This window comes from Novosphingobium sp. HNCC26BN242, assembly GCF_057180525.1.
In genome coordinates this window covers 1,365,778-1,382,847 of the sequence record NZ_JBXUGM010000001.1, presented here as the reverse complement: position 1 = coordinate 1,382,847, position 17,070 = coordinate 1,365,778, and the positions used below count along the sequence as shown (strand labels likewise).

Genomic DNA, 17,070 nt, shown 5'->3' with positions numbered 1-17,070 from the left:
TTACATACTAAACATTTTTAACGAGCGCAGGCCCGGAAAGTCTGACCCGACGCCCCGCCACCAATTGCAGCGTGTGGCGCATCTGGCCAAGCCGCACCACGCAAGGGCCACCTTCCATCGGATGAAGGGTGGCACTTGTCAGCGCCCCGCCCGACCATGCAAGATCGACCACGATCCCACCGCGCGCAACCACTCCCGTCACGCTGCCGGTGGGCCATGCCGCCGGAAGCGCAGGCAGCAGGTGCAGTGAGCCGCTGCTGCTTCGTAGAAGCATTTCCGCGATGGCCGTCGCGCCGCCGAAGTTGCCGTCGATCTGGAATGGCGGGTGCGCATCGAACATGTTGGGATATGTGCGCACCGGTGATATCAGCGCGCGCAAGATGGCATGCGCCCGCTCACCATCGCGCAGCCGTGCCCATAGCGCGATGCGCCATGCGGTGGCCCAACCGGTTGATTCATCGCCCCGCTGGTTCAGCGAAACGCGCGCCGCCTGTGCCAGTTCAGGCGTAGTGTCGGGATCGATCTGGTGGCCGGGATAAAGCGCATAGAGGTGCGAAACGTGGCGATGGTCCTGCTCGGGGGCGGCCTCGTCCCAGTCTTCCAGCCATTCCTGCAATTGCCCAGCCTTGCCGATGCGGTCAGGCGCGAGCGTGGCGCGGGTGGCGAGCAATTGCGCGGCAAAATCGGCATCGCGGCCCAGCACTTGCGCCGCGTTGGCGGTGCGGCTGAATAGATCGCGCAAGATCTGGCGGTCCATCGCAGGGCCTGCACAGACCGATGCGCCGAACGGATGCCGGTTTTCGGGCGAGATTGAGGGGGAGGTGATCAGCCCTTGCGGAGAGGGTTGCAGCGTATCGAGGAAGAACTCCGCCGCGCCGCGCATCAGCGGGTAGATTGCCGTTAGATAGGCCCGGTCGCGGCCATGGTCCCATCGGTCCCACAGCGCATTGCACAGCCACGCCCCGCCCAGGGGCCACATGCCCCAAGCCGCCCCGTCAATCGGGCTGGAGGCGCGCCACAGATCGGTGTTGTGATGCGCCACCCAACCACGCGCACCATAGATCTCGCGCGCGGTCTTCGCCCCGCTTACCGCCAATTCGCGCACCATGCGCAGCAATGGCTCGGTGCATTCGCCCAGATTGGCGGGATCGGCCAGCCAGTAGTTCATCTGGGTATTGATGTTGATCGTATATTTTGATCCCCACGGCGGCGTCGTGCTATCGTTCCAGATGCCTTGCAGATTGGCCGGTTGCGTGCCGGGTCGGGAAGAGCAGATCAGCAGGTAGCGGGCATAGGCGAAATAGAGCGCGGCCAACGCAGGCTCGTCGGTCTGGACATTGGCCCGGATGCGCGCGTCCGTGGGCAGAGCGCTCGCCGCGCCGAGATTTAGCGCGGTGCGCCGGTATAGACGGCGGTGTTCGGCCAGATGGGCATCGCGAAGGGTATCCCATGGCTTGGCGCGGGCAGCGGCAATCTGGCGCGTGGTTAATGCCACAGGATCGCCCGAAACATCACCGGGGCCGCGATAGCTGGTGCCAAGTGCGATGATGATCGTGGCTGAGGCTGCGTTTTCAACTATCAGGGCGCCGTCGCGGGCCTGCACCGTGCCGCCTTGCGCTTCCACACTGATCCGCGCGGCAAGGCGCAAAGCGGCGGGCACTCCATGATCCGCCCGGTTGCGGCCTTGCGCGATGATTTCCGTGCCGCTGGCGGTGACGTCTGCATCCTGTGGCGTTTCGAACCGCACGGCAAAGCGCAGCCGCGCGCCGCTGATGCGGATGGCGATCACCTGATCGACCGCGCTGGACAGCACCTCGCGCGTGATCGTGCCACCGGGCGTGTCAAACCGGGTGCGGGCAATCGCACGGTCAAGATCCAGTTCGCGGCGATAGACCGATGGTTCGCCATCAAGATCATGGTCGATGAACAGATCACCGAACGTCTGATAGGCCATCTGGCTGACCGGCCGCGCAATCAGGCGCTCGTTGGCCAAGGCTTCAGCCTCGGCAAAGCGGCGCTCGGTTATCAGCTGGCGGATATGGGCCACCGCTTGCGGGCCAGCTTGCGGGTTCCGCGGATCATAGGGGCCACCGCTCCACAGCGTGTCCTCGTTTAACTGGATGCGTTCGGATGCCGTGCCGCCAAACACCATCGCGCCCAGCCTGCCATTGCCCACGGGCAGTGCCTCGGTCCAGACTTTGGCGGGCTGGCGATACCACAACACATCGTTGCGGGGGGCCGCTGAATCCGGGGCGGGTTCGCCCGTCTTGCCAGAGGCCGTGCCAATCCCGGCAAGGCCCTGTCCCGCAATCGCCGCGCTGGCCGCGATAACCTGCCTTCGCGAAAGTGGCATCCTGCTTCCCGATCAATCGAGCTATGCGCCCGCGTCGGATAATAAGTATGAGTATATCCCAGCCTGTCCAGCAAAAGCTGCAAATTCAGGCCTTCTCAGGCAGATTGATATCGGCCAGCGCCAGTTCGATCAGGTGTTGCATGGCGGCGCGCGCGGCGGGGCCATTGCCATCTGCCACCGCTTCAAACAGCACGCGGTGATCGGGCAAGGGATCGCGCGGCAATTTGCGCGTGCGTTGCTTGTAGATCGTGGTCCAGCGCACCGCAGCAGAGATTGTGCTGGCCAGCGAAATCACGCCCATGTTGCCGGTGGCGCTAAGCAGCGTGGAATGAAACGCTTGGTCGGCTGCCTGCCCCAGCGGATTGGCCAGCGTATACTTCGCCATTTCCTCCAGCGCGTGTCCCATCTGCGCCAGTTGCGCGCCAGTGCGGCGTTTTGCGGCAAGCTCGGCTGCAGCCGGCTCGATGATCAGCCGCAGTTCGAACAGGTCATCGATGGCCTTCTGGCTGGGTTCGCCCTCAAACGTCCAAGCCAGCACATCGGGATCAAGGATGTGCCAGCGCGATGGATCGGTGATCTTGGTGCCAGCCTTTGGGCGGCTTTCGACCAGGCCTTTGGCGGCAAGGATGCGGATTGCCTCGCGATAGGCGGTGCGCGAAATCTGGTGGCGTTCGGCAAAATCAACCTCGCTGGTCAGCACGTGCCCCGGCGGATATTTGCCGGTGACGATGGCAATCCCCAGATCGCGCGCAATGCTCCCGTGCAGCCGCAGCGATTTGTCTGACCGGTCGATGGCCTTATCGTCTTGCTCGTTCTTTTGCGCCACGAAGCCCTCCTCGCTCCCTATTTGGCGGCAATTCTTGCAATGTCCAGCAGTTCGACAAAAGCACAGGCCCGCGCTTAACCGGGAAGGTCAAGCGCGGGCTTTCCGTTTCATCAGACCAAAGCTGTCAGAACCGGTTGAGCATGTTCTCCAGCCATTCCTGACGGCCCGAAACCGGCTTCGGATTCAGATCCTGCGCCACCGCCAGATCGGCGATTTCGGCAAGGCTCGATGCGCGGATGGTCTGGCCCAGTTCCCCGTTCCACCCGGCATAGCGCTCAGCCACGAAGCCATCGATGCGGCCATCGGCGATGATCGCTTCGGCGCGCAGCAGCGCCTTGGCGATCACGTCCACGCCGCCGATGTGGCCGTGGAACAGATCGGCCGCGTCCACCGACTGGCGGCGGACCTTGGCGTCGAAATTGAAACCGCCATCGGTGAAGCCGCCGGCGCGTTCGATCTCGATGCAGGCCAGCGTCAGCTCTTCGACCGAGTTGGGGAACTGGTCGGTATCCCAGCCATTCTGCGGATCGCCGCGGTTGGCATCGATCGAACCGAAAATGCCCAGCGCGCGGGCCATCGCGATTTCATGCTCGAACGTATGGCCCGAAAGCGTGGCGTGGTTGGCCTCGATATTGACCTTTACCTCGTTCTCAAGCCCGAAGCGCTTCAGGAAGCCATAGACGGTTTGGGTGTCAAAATCGTACTGGTGCTTGGTCGGCTCGTGCGGCTTGGGCTCGATCAGGATCGTGCCCGCAAACCCGATCTTGTGCTTATGTTCGACAACGAGCGAGAGGAACCGGCCAAAGTTCTCCTGCTCCACCGCCAGATCGGTGTTGAGGATCGTGTCGTACCCTTCACGGCCGCCCCACAGCACATAGTTCGCGCCGCCCAGACGGTGTGTGGCTTCCAGTGCGTCGCGCACCTGCGAAGCGCCCCATGCGTAAACTTCGGGGCGGGGGCTGGTGGCCGCGCCCGCCAGATAGCGCTGGTGGCTGAACAGGTTGGCCGTGCCCCACAGCAGCTTGCGGCCATGCGCGGCCTGCAGTTCTTCCAGATGATCGACTGCGCGGGCAAAGCTGGCGCGGAATTCGTTGATGGTGTCAGCCGGTGCCATCACATCCACATCGTGGAAGCAGTAGAATGGCAGGTCGAGTTTCTCGACGAACGAAAGCGCAGCTTCACGCTTGGCACGCGCGGCGTTTTCGTCCTGCGGGCCGTTCAGCCACGGGCGGTCAAACGTGCCTGCGCCAAACACGTCGCTGCCCGGCCAGCAGAAGGTGTGCCACATGCACACGGCAAAGCGCAGGTAATCTTCCATGCGCTTGCCAAAGACCATCCGGTCCTTGTCGTAATAGCGATAGGCCATATCGCTGGTGGCATCGGGGCCTTCATAGCGGACGGTATCGAATGCGTCGAAATAGGCAGCAGACATAAAGGGTTACTCCTTAAATGGCGGACAGCGCGGCATAGGCGGCGCGGAAACGGGCGCGCTTGGGGGCAAGCGCGGCGGCAAGGGCAGGATCGGGCTCGATCACGGCGCGCACCGGAGGGCGGGTGCAGACATCGGCAGCGCTGGCTCCGGTGACGGCCATTTGCGCAAGGCGAGCCCCGCCCAGCGCCGGGCCAACCTCACCCCCGTGCAGATAAACCAGCCGCACGCCCAAAACGCTGGAAAGGATGCGACCCCAGTGGGCAGACCGCGATCCGCCGCCGATCACGCAAAGCTCGTCGATCTGCGTGCCCGCGCTGCGCAGCGCATCGATGCCATCGGCATGGGCAAAGGCCACGCCCTCCAGCACGGCGGCGGCCATGCGCGGGGTGGTGCTTTCGTTGCCAAGGCCAATGAACGCGGCGCGGATGTGCGGATCGTTGTGCGGGGTGCGTTCGCCCGAAAGATAGGGCAGGAACAGTTCTGGCCCACAGGCTGCGCCAGCGCCTTCGGCCAGCGCGAAGAATTCAGCAGGCCCTGGCACATTGCAGGCCTTGGCCGCCCAGTCGATGCACGACGCGGCGGAAAGATGCACGCTCATCTGGTGCCACACGCCCGGCAGCGCATGACAGAAGGCGTGGACTGCCTGCGCCGGGTTGGGACGGAACGCGGCATTGGCGACGAAAATCACGCCCGATGTGCCCAGTGAAAGCATGCCCTGCCCATCGCCCAGCACACCCACGCCCAGCGCGCCTGCGGCATTGTCGCCCGCGCCCGCGACCACGGGCACGCGGCCCATGCCCCATGCTTTGGCCACATCTTCACGCAGAACGCCGGTCACGTCCGGCCCTTCGTGCAGGCGCGGCATGTGGCTGCGGTTCAGCCCGGTGGCGGCCAGCATGTCGTCAGACCAGTCGCGCGCGGCCACGTCCAGCCACAGCGTTCCCGCGCTGTCCGACATGTCGCTGGCCTTTTCGCCGGTCAGCGCCAGCCGCACGAAATCCTTGGGCAACAGCACGGTCTTGGTCGCGGCAAACACGTCCGGCTCGTGTGCGCGGACCCACGCCAGCTTGGGCGCGGTAAAGCCGGGCATCGCGATATTGCCGGTTATCTCGCGCGTGCGCGGCTCGGCGGCTTCGATCGCGGCGCATTCAGCAAAGCTGCGGCCATCGTTCCACAGGATCGCGGGGCGCAGCGGCTTGTCATCCGATCCCAGCAGCGTTGCGCCATGCATTTGCCCGGCAAGGCCAATACCCTCCACGCTCGCGCGGATGCTGGCATTGATGCCCAGCACGGCCTTGTGCGCCGCCTCCACCCACGCCGCCGGGTCTTGTTCAGACCACAACGGGTGCGGGCGGAAAACGGTAAGGTCGCTGCTGCTTTGCGCCAGCACTTCACCACTGGCGGCGGTCACCACCGCTTTTACGCAGCTCGTGCCAACATCAATGCCAAGATACATTTGGGTTACTTCGCCTTGAAAGGATCGATGGTCTGGATCGTGCCATCGGGATTGAAAGTCAGCTCGGTCACTTTCACGTTGCGCAGGTAGTTCTTGTTCGACAATTGCGTATCGGCATAGAACAGCCACCACTTGCCATCGTGCTGAAGCACGGAATGGTGCGTGGTCCAGCCCTGCACCGGCTTCAGGATATGCCCTGTGTACTTGAACGGGCCATAGGGGCTGTCGCCAATGGCATAGTTCAGGAAATGCGTGTCACCGGTGGAATAGGTGTAGTAATACTTGCCGTCCTTCTTGAAGACCCACGTTCCTTCAAAAAACCGGCGTTCATGATCGCCACCCAGCACTGGCTTGCCAGCTTCGTCCAGGATCACCGCATCGCGCGGGGTTTCGGCAAAGGTCTTCATGTCCGGGTTCAGCTTGGCCACCTTGCCGGAAAGCGCGGGCTTGTCGTCCTGCAGCAGGTCGGTGTCCGAACCGTTTGGATCGTACTTCCCGTTCGCCCAGCGCTGCAACTGGCCACCCCAGATGCCGCCGAAATACATGTAGGACGCGCCGTCAGCATCGGTGAAAACTGCCGGGTCCATCGAGAATGAGCCGGGGATCGGGTCTTTCTCGGCCACGAACGGCCCCATCGGATTCTTCGATGTGGCCACACCGATCTTGAACGCGCCCAGCCCGTTCTTGTCCTTCGATTTGTCGCGCGCGGGGAAATACAGGTAGTACGTGCCGTCCTTGTAGGCGGCATCGGGCGCCCACATCTGCTGCGAAGCCCACGGCACGTCCGCCACGTCGAGCGCCACCGGGCCGATCGTTACCGGGCCGCCAATCTTGTCCATGCGCAGCACGCGATAATCGCGCATCGCATATTGGTTGCCCAGATCATCGTCGGCCGTGGGCGTTTCAATGTCGTGCGAGGGATAGACATAGATCTTGCCGCCGAACACGTGGGCCGAAGGGTCTGCGGTATAGATCTCGGTGACCAGCGGTTGATCGCGGAAAGCGCTGGCGGGCAGGCCACCGTTGGCAGGGGCAGAGGCAGTGGCAGCAACAGGGGCTGCGCTATTGGCGGAAGCCACTTCGCTGCCTGTTGCAGTGCAGCCTGCCGTGGCCATTGCCGTTGTCAGGCACAGCGCTGCGGTGATCAATCTCGCCTTCATCGTCAGACATCCCTTTGCTTGCCGGTAATCCGGCTTCGGCGTGTCTGATAGCGCTACCTAAGAAAGACCGCAATCTGAATGTGCACGATCAGTTGCGCAAAATGTGCGAGGTTACCGCGAAGCCCGGGCCTTCAATCCGGTTGCGCCGCATTCCATGCAGAAATCAGCGCAGCAGCGCGATCATGCACTACCGCAGCATCGTCACCGGGCCGATAAAGACTGCCGCCCACGCCGATGCCGAACACGCCTGCGCTGCGGAATTCCGCCACATTGGCAGGCCCCACGCCGCCCACGGCCCAAACCCGCACCGCCTTGGGCAGCACTTCACGCAGGGCCTTGATATAACCGCTGCCCAGCACGGACCCCGGAAACAGCTTCAGATTCTCAGCCCCCGCAGCAAGCGCGGCAAAGGCTTCGGTCGGCGTCAAAAAGCCCGGCAGCACATCCATGCCAAGCTCAAGCGACCGTGCGATCACCGCAGGATCGACATTGGGCGATACCATGAAGCGCCCGCCCGCTGCCGCCAGCCGCTCGGCTAGCGCAGGGCTGGTTACGGTGCCCCCGCCAAACGCGGCACGGGTGCCCAGCGCTTCGACCATCGCGGCAATCGATCCATCGGGATCGGGCGAATTGAACGGCACTTCGATCAGGCGCACACCTGCGTCCACCAGCGCCGTTGCTATGGCCACGGCCTCATGCGTTTCGATCCCGCGCAGGATTGCCACCACGGGTGCGGCCCCTTCGGCCAGAACGTCGTCGATGGTCATGCTCTATTGCCCTGTGCCAGCGTGATGGCCTGTTGCAGCCCGGCCATAACCGCCGCATCGCCGTCCACGCTTTGCGTTGCCACGCCCAGATGCGCAAGCGCGCGGATATAAAGCCGTGCCAGAGCCTTGTCGCCGATCACTGTCACCCGTGCAGCTTCATGGGAAAACTGCGCCACCTCGCTGCCGATCAGCAGGCCCGAGACATAGCCCCTGGCCCATGCGCGCGACCGGCCATCCAGCATCCGCGCCGCGCGCGCTTCAAACAGCGCGCCGCTGACCGGTTCGGTGCAGCGCACAAGGCCCCGGTTGAAGCCTTCGTCGAAACCGGCTTCGTCGCTTGCACTGCTGACCGGGTCTTCCGGGCCAAGCAGCGATGTGTGTCGCGTGATGGTGGCATAAAGCTCACCAGTTGGCGCAGTGCGGAATCCGGTGATCGCTCCATCGCTGGTGGTGACCCATTTGCCGTGCGTGCCGGGAAGGGCAAACCGGTGTTCACCCTGTGCCAGCGCAGCGTCGAGGGCAATCGCCCCAAACACCTGCGTTTCCTCACCCCGCATCACTTCCGGCACGCCGTCCGCCGTGCGGAACGAAAGGCCGGGCAGCACTTCCACTTCCAGCCCGATCACCCGCAGTCGCGCCCGCGCCCTATGCCATAGCGCGGCATCGACCGGGCAGGGCGCATAAGGCGCGTGAACAAGCCCTGCTGGCGATCCGGCCATCCCGCACAGCGTGATCCGCTCCACCGGGCCGCGCGCCAGCCAGATCGACAGCATCCGCGCCAGCACCCGCTCTGCCGGTTCGGTCAGCGCGGTGGTGCCCGGCCCGTCGAGCCGTGCCGCCACGCGGCCCTCTTCGATCAGGAACAGCCTTAGCCGTGTGCTGCCCCAATCGCCGATGACACTGCGGTTCATCCCCCTCAGTCCTCGAAAGCGTCGGTCGTGCGGTGCGTCCCGCACAGGAAGGCATCGGCCACCAGCCGCAGCGGCGCAATGTCGATGTCGCTCGTGCCGCTATCAATCAGCTCGGCAAAGCGCGCATAGATCGCGGCATATTCGCGGTCGTCATCGGCATGGACCTGATCGGGCAGGCGCAATTCGGCCCCGCCTTTATGCAAAGTCAGCGTGCCAGCATCGGTTTCCACCACGATGTCCCACGTCTGCGGGCCGGTCTGTCGCCAGTCGAGGTCCATCGTCACCGGCGCGCCTGCCGTATCCTGAAAGCACAAGTCCGCCGCAATCGGCGCGGCGCGGTTTGCCGGGAAATCCAGCACTGCGCTGGTCAGGAAAATCGGCTGCGGCAGGATATGCGTGACGATGGACAGCGCATTGATCCCCGGATCGAACACGCCAAGGCCGCCCGGCTGCCAGATCCACGCCTGCCCCGGATGCCACACGCGCACATCCTCGCGCCAGGTTATCGCCACGCGCCGCACCGTGCGCCCCGCCAGCCACGCCCGCGCGCTTTCCACCCCTGCTGCAAAGCGCGAATGCCACGCGGCAAACAGGCTGGCCCCGCTCAGTGTCGCCTGATCCTGCAAGGCGGCAACTTCGGCCAGTGTGGCCCCTGGCGGCTTTTCCAGCAACACATGCAGCCCGCGTGCCAAGGCTTTGCTGGCCAGTTCCCGGCGCACTTGCGGTGGTGTGCAGAGCGCCACTGCATCAACCGCTGGCCCCTGTGCTAACAAGGCATCCAACGTGGCAAAATGCGGCACGCCTTCGAGCGCAGCACCATCGGGGCTGACCGTGGCGATTAACTCAAACGCGCCGTTCCCCGCAATCGCAGGCAAGTGCTGGTCCCGCGCAATCTTGCCAAGGCCAACAACAGCGATGCGGATCGGCATCATCGCGTCACAGCACCCGCACCGTAACCGGCACTGCCGGGTCGCCTGCCGCCCGCGTCAGCGGATTGCGGCAGGGCAGGGTGAACGGCGCAGCCTCAATCTCGAACACGTCGCCCTCCTGCGTGCGCACCGCATCGCTGAACGAAAGCGTGGCCGTGCCGAAGAAATGCACATGCACGTCGCCCGCGCGACGGAACAGATCGTACTTGAAGTGGTGGTGTTCCAGATTGGCGAGGCTGTGGCTCATATTATCCTCACCGGTCAGGAAAGGCTTTTCCCACAAGGTCTTGCCATCGCGCACGATACGGCTGGTGCCGCGAATGTCTGACGGAGTTTCCCCGATCAGCAGTTCGGGGCCGATGGCGGCGCAGCGCAATTTGGAATGCGCCAGCCACAAGTAGTTGTGCCGTTCGGTCACATGGTCCGAAAACTCGTTGGCCAGCGCAAAGCCAAGGCGGAACGGCGTGCCATCGGGGCCGATCAGATAGATCCCCGCAAGTTCCGGCTCTTCGCCACCATCCTGCGCAAAGCAGGGCATTTCAAGCGCTTGGCCGGGGCCGACCAATTGCGTGCCATCGCCCTTGTAGAACCATTCGGGCTGCTGGCCGACTCGTCCGCCATTTGGGCCGTCATCGGTTGGCTTGCCGCCCTCCAGCCCTTCAAGGAACATGCGCATGGAATCGGTCTGGTGCGCGGCAGCCGCCGCTTCACGGTGCATCTTGTCGCGCCCTTCGGCAGAGCCAAGGTGCGTAAGGCCGGTGCCGGTGAGTGCGAGGTGCGCCGGATCTGCGTGGTCTATCGGTGCAAGAAAATGCCCTGCGGCACATTCGCGTTCCAGATCGATTTCCGCACCCTTGGCACAGGCCAGCGCCTCTTGCGCAAGGCTGGTTCCAGCGGCTATCGCTCGGCTTGCCAGTTCGGTGGTCCGAACTACACCTAGCAGCACATAAGCGGCATCTGCATCGGCCAGAACGACACTGCGCGTGCCATCGGGCGCACGGTGCTGCAACAGACGTAGCGACATTGCGGGGGGTCCTTTCCTGCCGCTTAGAGCGTCAAAGTGCCATCGACCAGACGTGGCGATCCATCACCCATCGCCTCGTCGCGCAGTTCGGGTGGGAGCAAGGTGCCGCTCAGATTCTGGTAGCTCACCGGGCGCAGGAAGCGGTCAATCGCCATGCTGCCCACCGATGTGGTGCGCGAGTCCGACGTTGCCGGGAACGGTCCGCCGTGGACCATCGCGTGGCACACTTCGACGCCGGTGGGCCAGCCGTTGGCAAGAATGCGTCCGGCCTTCACTTCCAGCACTGGCAGCAAGTGTGCCGCAAGCGCTTCGTCGGCGGCGTTCATATGGAGGGTGGCGGTCAGTTGGCCTTCCAGCCCCTTGAGAAAGCTCAGCAATTCGGCTTCGTCTGCGCAGACGACAACGACCGACGATGCGCCGAACACTTCATGCCCCATCGCCTTTTCGGCAAGGAAAGCCTGCGCGGTGGTGCGGAACAGCGCGGCGTGGCCCTGTGTGGTCTCTCCGGCAAGGCCCTGCGCCAGCTTCTCGACGCCGGGAATGGTTTCCAGTGTGGCGACGCCATCCTTGTAAGCCTTGCAGATGCCGCTGGTCAGCATTGTCTGGGCCGCAGCGGCACTGATCGCTTCGGCTGCGGCGGCAAGGAAGGCGTCAAGCCCTTCGCCGTCCATCGCCAGCACAAGGCCAGGATTGGTGCAGAACTGGCCCGCGCCCATCGTCAACGATCCGGCAAAGGCAGTGCCGAGCGCAGAACCGCGCGCTTTCAGCGCTTCGGGCAGGAGCAACACCGGGTTGATGCTCGACATTTCGGCATAGACCGGGATCGGCACTTCGCGCGCCTGTGCCAGCTTTACCAGCGCCAGCCCACCACCGCGCGATCCGGTGAAGCCGACCGCGGCAATGCGCGGGTCCTGCACCAGCGCGGCACCCAGATCGTTCGACGGGCCGACGAGGTGGCCGAACACGCCTGCGGGAAGGCCACAAGCTTCCACGGCGCGGGCAATGGCGGCGGCGACCAGCGCGCCGGTCTGCGGGTGGGCGGGGTGGCCCTTGACCACCACCGGGCACCCGGCGGCGAGCGCCGAGGCGGTGTCACCGCCTGCCGTGGAGAAGGCGAGCGGGAAGTTGGACGCGCCGAATACTGCCACCGGGCCGACCGGGATCATGCGCAGGCGCAAGTCCGGGCGGGGCAGAGGCTGGCGATCGGGCAGGGCGGGGTCGATCCGCAACTGCTGCCATGCACCCTTGCGCACCACATCGGCGAACATTCGCAGCTGGCCGACGGTGCGGCCGCGTTCGCCTTCGAGCCGGGGGCGCGGCAGGCCGGATTCCAGCATGGCGGCTTCGATCAGGTCGTCGCCGATGGCGAGGATTTCAGCGGCGATGGTTTCGAGGAACGTGGCGCGATCTTCACGGGTCGTGGCGCGATAGGCGTCAAATGCCTCTGCCGCAGCGGCGCAGGCGGCGGCGACATCGGCGGGGCCGTGGACGGCAAAGGCAGGGCCAGTGGGCTCACCCGTGGCGGCCGCCAAGGAGCGGAATTCGGTCATCAATGAATCTCCTGATTTTGTCTGACATATTATCAGAGCGGCCAAAACGCAACCGTGTGCGTTCCGGCCTGAGGGAGCAGTTTGTTGGAGATCAGGCGTTGCTGGCGGTCGTCTTCGAACCCCACAGTGCATAGAACAGCACATACAATTCACACGCCGCCGTAAGCAGGAACGAGGCTTGCAAGCCATAGGCATCGGCCATCCAGCCCTGCACCACCACCAGCGCACCACCCGCAATTGCCATGATCAGCAAGCCCGATCCTTCCTCGGTCAACGGGCCAAGGCCCTTGATGCCGAGGGTAAAGATCGTGGGGAACATGATCGAGTGGAACAGGCCGACCAAAATCAGCGCCCACATCGCGGCAGGCCCGGTGGTGAACACGGTGACGAGCATGACCACGAATGCGCCCAGCGAGAACACCGCCAGCACCAGCCCTGCATCGACCTTTTGCATGATGGCAGAGCCCGCAAACCGCCCGATCATCATCCCGCCCCACAGGAACGTCAGGTAATTGCCCGCCTGTTCGGTGGTCAGATTGGCAATCTCGGGCTGGCTGACGAAATTCACGAACAGATTGGCCACGCCGATTTCGGCAATCAGGTAGATGAAGATCGCCGGGATGCCGAACACGAGATTGCGGTGCTTCCACAGCGAAAGTTTGGCCCGCTCTTCGGGCGCAAGGCGCTGCGTGGCGTTGCCCATGGCGGGCAAGGGAAAGCGTGCGATTACAATGGCAAGGATCACCAGAACCACGGCGACGAGGCCATAAGGCAGGATCACCGACTGCGCATCGGCCATGCGTTCAGCCTGCGTCAGCACGGTGCCCGAAGCAGACGTGCCGCCCTTTGACCGGCCAAGGATCAGGTACGCCCCGAACAGTGGGGCGAGCATCGTGCCGGCCGAATTCATCGCCTGCACCAGATTGAGGCGCGACGATGCGGTTTCTGGCTTTCCGACCACGGCGACATAGGGATTGGCTGCCACCTGCAGCAGCGTGATGCCGCTGGCGATCACGAACAGCATGACCAGCGTCACGCCATAAGACGGCAAGGATGCCGCCAGCATCATGCCCAGCGCGCCAGCTGCCATCACCAGCAGGCCAATCACCAGCGACTTTTGATAGCCGATCTTCTCGATCAGCTTGGCCGAAGGGATCGAGGCCACGAAGTAGGCTATGAACCACACCGATTCGATCAAAGTTGTCTGCGTATAGTTCAGATCGAACACGCTGCGCAGGTGTGGCAACAGCGTGTTGTTGATGACGGTGATGAAGCCCCACATGAAGAACAGACTGGCCAGCAGAGTCAGCGCAGGGCCATAGCGGGTGGGGGACATATCGCTTGAAATCTGGGCATTCCCGGAGTTCGAGGCCACTGGCGGCATGGTCTTGCGCTTCCTCTCGCAGGGTTTGATGCGGTGACGCTTGGCTTACCGTCTTGCGCACGTTCTATTTGTCGGACTATATCCGCGAAATGGTTGCGTCAATGGCCCCCTTGCTAGCTTAGTGAGGTGCCAGCTTGCCGCGACGACCGTGAGGAATGCCGGAAGGATGTTGAGGATGAGGATTGCGGGCAAGCCGAACTACGGCGCCGTATTGTTGATGGCGATGATGGTTCCGGCAATGGGCATGGCGCAAACGGCAAGCGCCGCCGAAGCCCGGCAGGAAAGCGCCGGCAAGTTGGCCGATGGCAGCGAAGCCTTTGCCGTGACGCTCAAGGCCGCAAATGGCGTTTCTGCCCGGGTCCTGACTTATGGCGCCACGCTGCAATCGCTGATCGCGCCGGGCCGTGATGGCAAGGCGGCAGACATCGTGATCGGCTATGACGATGTGCAGGCTTATGAAGCCAAGCCCAATTTCTTTGGCGTCACCGTGGGCCGCTTTGCCAATCGCATTGCCGACGGGCGCTTCACGCTGGATGGCAAAGCCTATCAACTGGCGCAGAACAACAACGGCAACAGCCTGCATGGCGGGGCCAAGGGCTTTGACAAGCACAACTGGAAGATCGTTTCGGTAAAGTCCGGGCCGGTCGCCAGTGTGGTGCTGTCGCTGGTCAGCCCCGATGGCGATCAGGGCTATCCCGGCACGCTGAACACGCAGGTGACCTACAGCCTTGATGAGCGTGGCAACCTTACCATCGCGTTCGACGCGCAGACCGACAAGCCCACCATCGTGAACATGACCAACCACGCCCTGTTCGATATGGCGGGCGAAGGATCGGCCATGGGCGCGATGGGCAATGTCCTGACCATTCCGGCAGCAGCCTATACGCCCGTCACCGAAAAGCTGATCCCCACTGGCGAGTTGCGCAAGGTCGCAGGCACCGTGTTCGATTTCCGTAAGCCCAAGCGCATTGCCAATGGCCTGCGCGATGCGACCGACCAGCAGATTCTGTTCGGGCGCGGCTATGACCACAACTTCGCGCTCAACAAGGGCGTCACCGCCACGCCACAATTGGCTGCCCGGCTGGAAGACCCGGCATCGGGCCGCGTGCTGGAAGTGTTGACCACCGAACCGGGCGTGCAGTTCTACACCGGCAACTTCATCGATGGCACGGTGACCGGCAAAGGGGGCAAGCTCTATCGCATGGGCGATGGCATTGCGCTGGAACCGCAGAAGTTCCCCGATGCGCCCAACCAGCCCACTTTCGTTTCCGCGCGGGTCGATCCCGGCAAGCCCTATCGCCACGTGATGATCTACCGCGTCAGCAAAGCCCGCAAGGCGCGCTGACTCCAGACCTTCCTCAAGACTTGCGAAAGCCACAATGACCGATACTCCCGACAGCCGCCCCAAGCTTCGCTCACGCGCATGGTTCGATAACCCCGACAATATCGACATGACCGCGCTCTATCTTGAGCGTTATCTGAACTTCGGGCTGAGCCTTGAGGAGCTGCGTTCGGGCAAACCGATCATTGGCATCGCGCAGACCGGCAGCGACTTGTCGCCCTGCAACCGCCACCATATCGTGCTGGCAGAGCGGGTGCGCGAAGGCATTCGCGAAGCGGGCGGCATCGCGCTGGAAATCCCGGTCCACCCCATTCAGGAAACCGGCAAGCGGCCCACAGCGGCGCTGGACCGCAACCTTGCCTATCTCGGGCTGGTCGAGGCGCTCTATGGCTATCCCATTGATGGCGTGGTGCTGACAACAGGGTGCGACAAGACCACGCCCGCCCTGCTGATGGCAGCGGCCACGGTCGATATTCCGGCTATTGCGCTGTCGGTCGGCCCGATGCTCAACGGCTGGTTCAAGGGCGAGCGCACCGGATCGGGCACGATCGTGTGGAAAGCGCGCGAGATGATGGCGCGCGGAGAGCTGGACAACGACGGCTTTATCAAGCTCGTCGCCAGTTCCGCGCCATCGACCGGCTATTGCAACACGATGGGCACGGCCACCACGATGAACAGTCTGGCCGAAGTGCTGGGCATGATGCTGCCCGGATCAGCCGCCATCCCCGCCCCCTATCGCGACCGGCAGGAATGTGCGTGGCGCACGGGCAAGCGCATCGTGGACATGGTGCACGAAGACCTGAAGCCTTCGGACATCATGACGCTGGAGGCGTTCCACAATGCCATCGTCGTCAATTCGGCCATCGGCGGATCGACCAATGCGCCGATTCATCTGGCCGCCATCGCCCGCCATGTGGGCGTGGACCTGCCGCTGACCGATTGGCAGCGGCTGGGCCACAAGATTCCGCTGCTGGTGAACCTGCAACCGGCGGGCGAATATCTGGGCGAGGATTACTACCGCGCAGGCGGCGTGCCCGCCGTGGTGGCGCAGCTGATCTCCCAAGGGTTGATCGCCGAAAACGCGATGACCGTGAACGGCAAGACGATGGGCGACAACTGCCGCGATGCGGTGATCGAGGATGAGAAGGTCATCCGGCCCTTTGCACAGCCGCTGCTGGCCGATGCGGGCTTCCTCGTGCTGTCGGGCAATCTGTTCGACAGCGCGATCATGAAGACCAGCGTGATCAGCGAGGAATTCCGAGCGCGCTATTTGTCCAACCCCGATGATCCCGAAGCGTTCGAAGGCCCCGCTGTGGTGTTTGACGGGCCGGAGGATTACCACGCACGGATCGATGATCCCGCCACCGGGATCACGCAGGACAGTGTGCTGTTCATGCGTGGCACCGGGCCAATTGGCTATCCGGGATCGGCTGAAGTCGTGAACATGCGCCCGCCTGCCTATCTGATCACCGCAGGCGTCAATGCGCTGCCGTGCATTGGTGACGGGCGGCAATCGGGCACATCGGGCAGCCCCTCGATCCTCAACGCCAGCCCGGAAGCCGCCGCGATGGGTGGCCTTGCCTTGCTGCGGACCGGGGACCGGGTGCGCATCGATCTGCGCAAGGGCACGGCGGACATGCTGGTGAGCGAGGCCGAGCTTGCCGAACGCCGCGCTGCGCTTGAGGCGGCTGGCGGCTATCCCTATCCGCCATCGCAAACGCCGTGGCAGGAAATCTATCGCGAGCGCGTGGGCCAGCTTTCCAGCGGCGGCATTCTGGAAGGTGCAGAGAAGTACCAGCGCATCGTGCACACACATGGCCTGCCGCGCGATAATCACTGACGGAAGCCTGCCAAGGCGGGCGTTACGAATTGCTACGTAGCGCCCGCCAGACCTGATGTTCAGAAAAGTGCTTCATTTCCTGCAGCTTAACCAAAC

General features: G+C 63.6%; 13 protein-coding genes. 2 read left to right on the top strand and 11 right to left on the bottom strand.

The window, feature by feature from the left end; translation table 11 throughout:
• Nucleotides 1–7: 7 nt before the first annotated feature.
• The 11 genes from AC2A1F_RS06450 to AC2A1F_RS06400 form a co-directional block, all read right to left on the bottom strand.
• Nucleotides 8–2,353 (bottom strand): glycoside hydrolase family 95 protein, encoded by a 2,346-nt coding sequence (locus AC2A1F_RS06450; RefSeq protein WP_484207909.1) that lies wholly within the window; start codon nt 2,351–2,353, stop codon nt 8–10.
• An 85-nt stretch (nt 2,354–2,438) separates the two neighbouring features.
• Complete coding sequence (locus tag AC2A1F_RS06445; protein ID WP_484207908.1) at nt 2,439–3,179, bottom strand: FadR/GntR family transcriptional regulator; 741 nt, start codon at nt 3,177–3,179, stop codon at nt 2,439–2,441.
• Between the two features lie 124 nt (nt 3,180–3,303).
• A complete protein-coding gene (gene xylA, locus AC2A1F_RS06440) occupies nt 3,304–4,611 on the bottom strand; it encodes a xylose isomerase (RefSeq protein WP_484207907.1) in 1,308 nt (435 codons plus the stop codon).
• Nucleotides 4,612–4,624: 13 nt separating this feature from the next.
• Nucleotides 4,625–6,067 (bottom strand): xylulokinase, encoded by a 1,443-nt coding sequence (xylB, locus tag AC2A1F_RS06435; protein ID WP_484207906.1) that lies wholly within the window; start codon nt 6,065–6,067, stop codon nt 4,625–4,627.
• Nucleotides 6,068–6,072: 5 nt separating this feature from the next.
• Entirely contained in the window at nt 6,073–7,227 is a 1,155-nt protein-coding gene (locus AC2A1F_RS06430) for a glycoside hydrolase family 43 protein (RefSeq protein WP_484207905.1), read from the bottom strand.
• A gap of 131 nt (nt 7,228–7,358) precedes the next feature.
• Complete coding sequence (locus AC2A1F_RS06425) at nt 7,359–7,994, bottom strand: 2-dehydro-3-deoxy-6-phosphogalactonate aldolase (protein WP_484207904.1); 636 nt, start codon at nt 7,992–7,994, stop codon at nt 7,359–7,361.
• Nucleotides 7,991–8,905 carry a 2-dehydro-3-deoxygalactonokinase gene (locus AC2A1F_RS06420; RefSeq protein ID WP_484207903.1) on the bottom strand — a complete coding sequence of 305 codons (915 nt, stop codon included), beginning with the start codon at nt 8,903–8,905 and terminating at the stop codon, nt 7,991–7,993. The genes AC2A1F_RS06425 and AC2A1F_RS06420 overlap by 4 nt, the downstream gene beginning before the upstream one ends.
• A gap of 5 nt (nt 8,906–8,910) precedes the next feature.
• On the bottom strand, nt 8,911–9,837 hold the full coding sequence (locus AC2A1F_RS06415) for a Gfo/Idh/MocA family protein (RefSeq protein ID WP_484207902.1): 927 nt from the start codon (nt 9,835–9,837) through the stop codon (nt 8,911–8,913).
• 4 nt (nt 9,838–9,841) lie between these two features.
• Entirely contained in the window at nt 9,842–10,858 is a 1,017-nt protein-coding gene (araD1, locus tag AC2A1F_RS06410) for an AraD1 family protein (protein WP_484207901.1), read from the bottom strand.
• 23 nt (nt 10,859–10,881) lie between these two features.
• A complete protein-coding gene (locus AC2A1F_RS06405) occupies nt 10,882–12,408 on the bottom strand; it encodes an aldehyde dehydrogenase (NADP(+)) (RefSeq protein ID WP_484207900.1) in 1,527 nt (508 codons plus the stop codon).
• Nucleotides 12,409–12,499: 91 nt separating this feature from the next.
• Nucleotides 12,500–13,744 carry a sugar MFS transporter gene (locus AC2A1F_RS06400; RefSeq protein WP_484208184.1) on the bottom strand — a complete coding sequence of 415 codons (1,245 nt, stop codon included), beginning with the start codon at nt 13,742–13,744 and terminating at the stop codon, nt 12,500–12,502.
• Between the two features lie 265 nt (nt 13,745–14,009).
• Here AC2A1F_RS06400 and AC2A1F_RS06395 point away from each other — a divergent pair, with 265 nt between their 5' ends.
• Together AC2A1F_RS06395 and AC2A1F_RS06390 are read left to right on the top strand one after the other, a co-directional pair.
• Nucleotides 14,010–15,137 carry an aldose epimerase family protein gene (locus AC2A1F_RS06395; RefSeq protein ID WP_484208183.1) on the top strand — a complete coding sequence of 376 codons (1,128 nt, stop codon included), beginning with the start codon at nt 14,010–14,012 and terminating at the stop codon, nt 15,135–15,137.
• A 34-nt stretch (nt 15,138–15,171) separates the two neighbouring features.
• Nucleotides 15,172–16,974: an IlvD/Edd family dehydratase gene (locus AC2A1F_RS06390; protein ID WP_484207899.1), complete on the top strand. Its 1,803-nt coding sequence runs from the start codon at nt 15,172–15,174 to the stop codon at nt 16,972–16,974.
• Nucleotides 16,975–17,070: the final 96 nt, after the last annotated feature.

What these genes read in the sequence shown, in the direction of transcription:
- AC2A1F_RS06450 (WP_484207909.1), bottom strand. Translation starts at nt 2,353, where the DNA reads ATGCCACTTTCGCGAAGGCAGGTTATCGCGGCCAGCGCGGCGATTGCG.
- xylA (WP_484207907.1), bottom strand. Translation starts at nt 4,611, where the DNA reads ATGTCTGCTGCCTATTTCGACGCATTCGATACCGTCCGCTATGAAGGC.
- xylB (WP_484207906.1), bottom strand. Translation starts at nt 6,067, where the DNA reads ATGTATCTTGGCATTGATGTTGGCACGAGCTGCGTAAAAGCGGTGGTG.
- AC2A1F_RS06430 (WP_484207905.1), bottom strand. Translation starts at nt 7,227, where the DNA reads ATGAAGGCGAGATTGATCACCGCAGCGCTGTGCCTGACAACGGCAATG.
- AC2A1F_RS06425 (WP_484207904.1), bottom strand. Translation starts at nt 7,994, where the DNA reads ATGACCATCGACGACGTTCTGGCCGAAGGGGCCGCACCCGTGGTGGCA.
- AC2A1F_RS06420 (WP_484207903.1), bottom strand. Translation starts at nt 8,905, where the DNA reads ATGAACCGCAGTGTCATCGGCGATTGGGGCAGCACACGGCTAAGGCTG.
- AC2A1F_RS06415 (WP_484207902.1), bottom strand. Translation starts at nt 9,837, where the DNA reads ATGATGCCGATCCGCATCGCTGTTGTTGGCCTTGGCAAGATTGCGCGG.
- araD1 (WP_484207901.1), bottom strand. Translation starts at nt 10,858, where the DNA reads ATGTCGCTACGTCTGTTGCAGCACCGTGCGCCCGATGGCACGCGCAGT.
- AC2A1F_RS06405 (WP_484207900.1), bottom strand. Translation starts at nt 12,408, where the DNA reads ATGACCGAATTCCGCTCCTTGGCGGCCGCCACGGGTGAGCCCACTGGC.
- AC2A1F_RS06400 (WP_484208184.1), bottom strand. Translation starts at nt 13,744, where the DNA reads ATGTCCCCCACCCGCTATGGCCCTGCGCTGACTCTGCTGGCCAGTCTG.
- AC2A1F_RS06395 (WP_484208183.1), top strand. Translation starts at nt 14,010, where the DNA reads ATGGCGATGATGGTTCCGGCAATGGGCATGGCGCAAACGGCAAGCGCC.
- AC2A1F_RS06390 (WP_484207899.1), top strand. Translation starts at nt 15,172, where the DNA reads ATGACCGATACTCCCGACAGCCGCCCCAAGCTTCGCTCACGCGCATGG.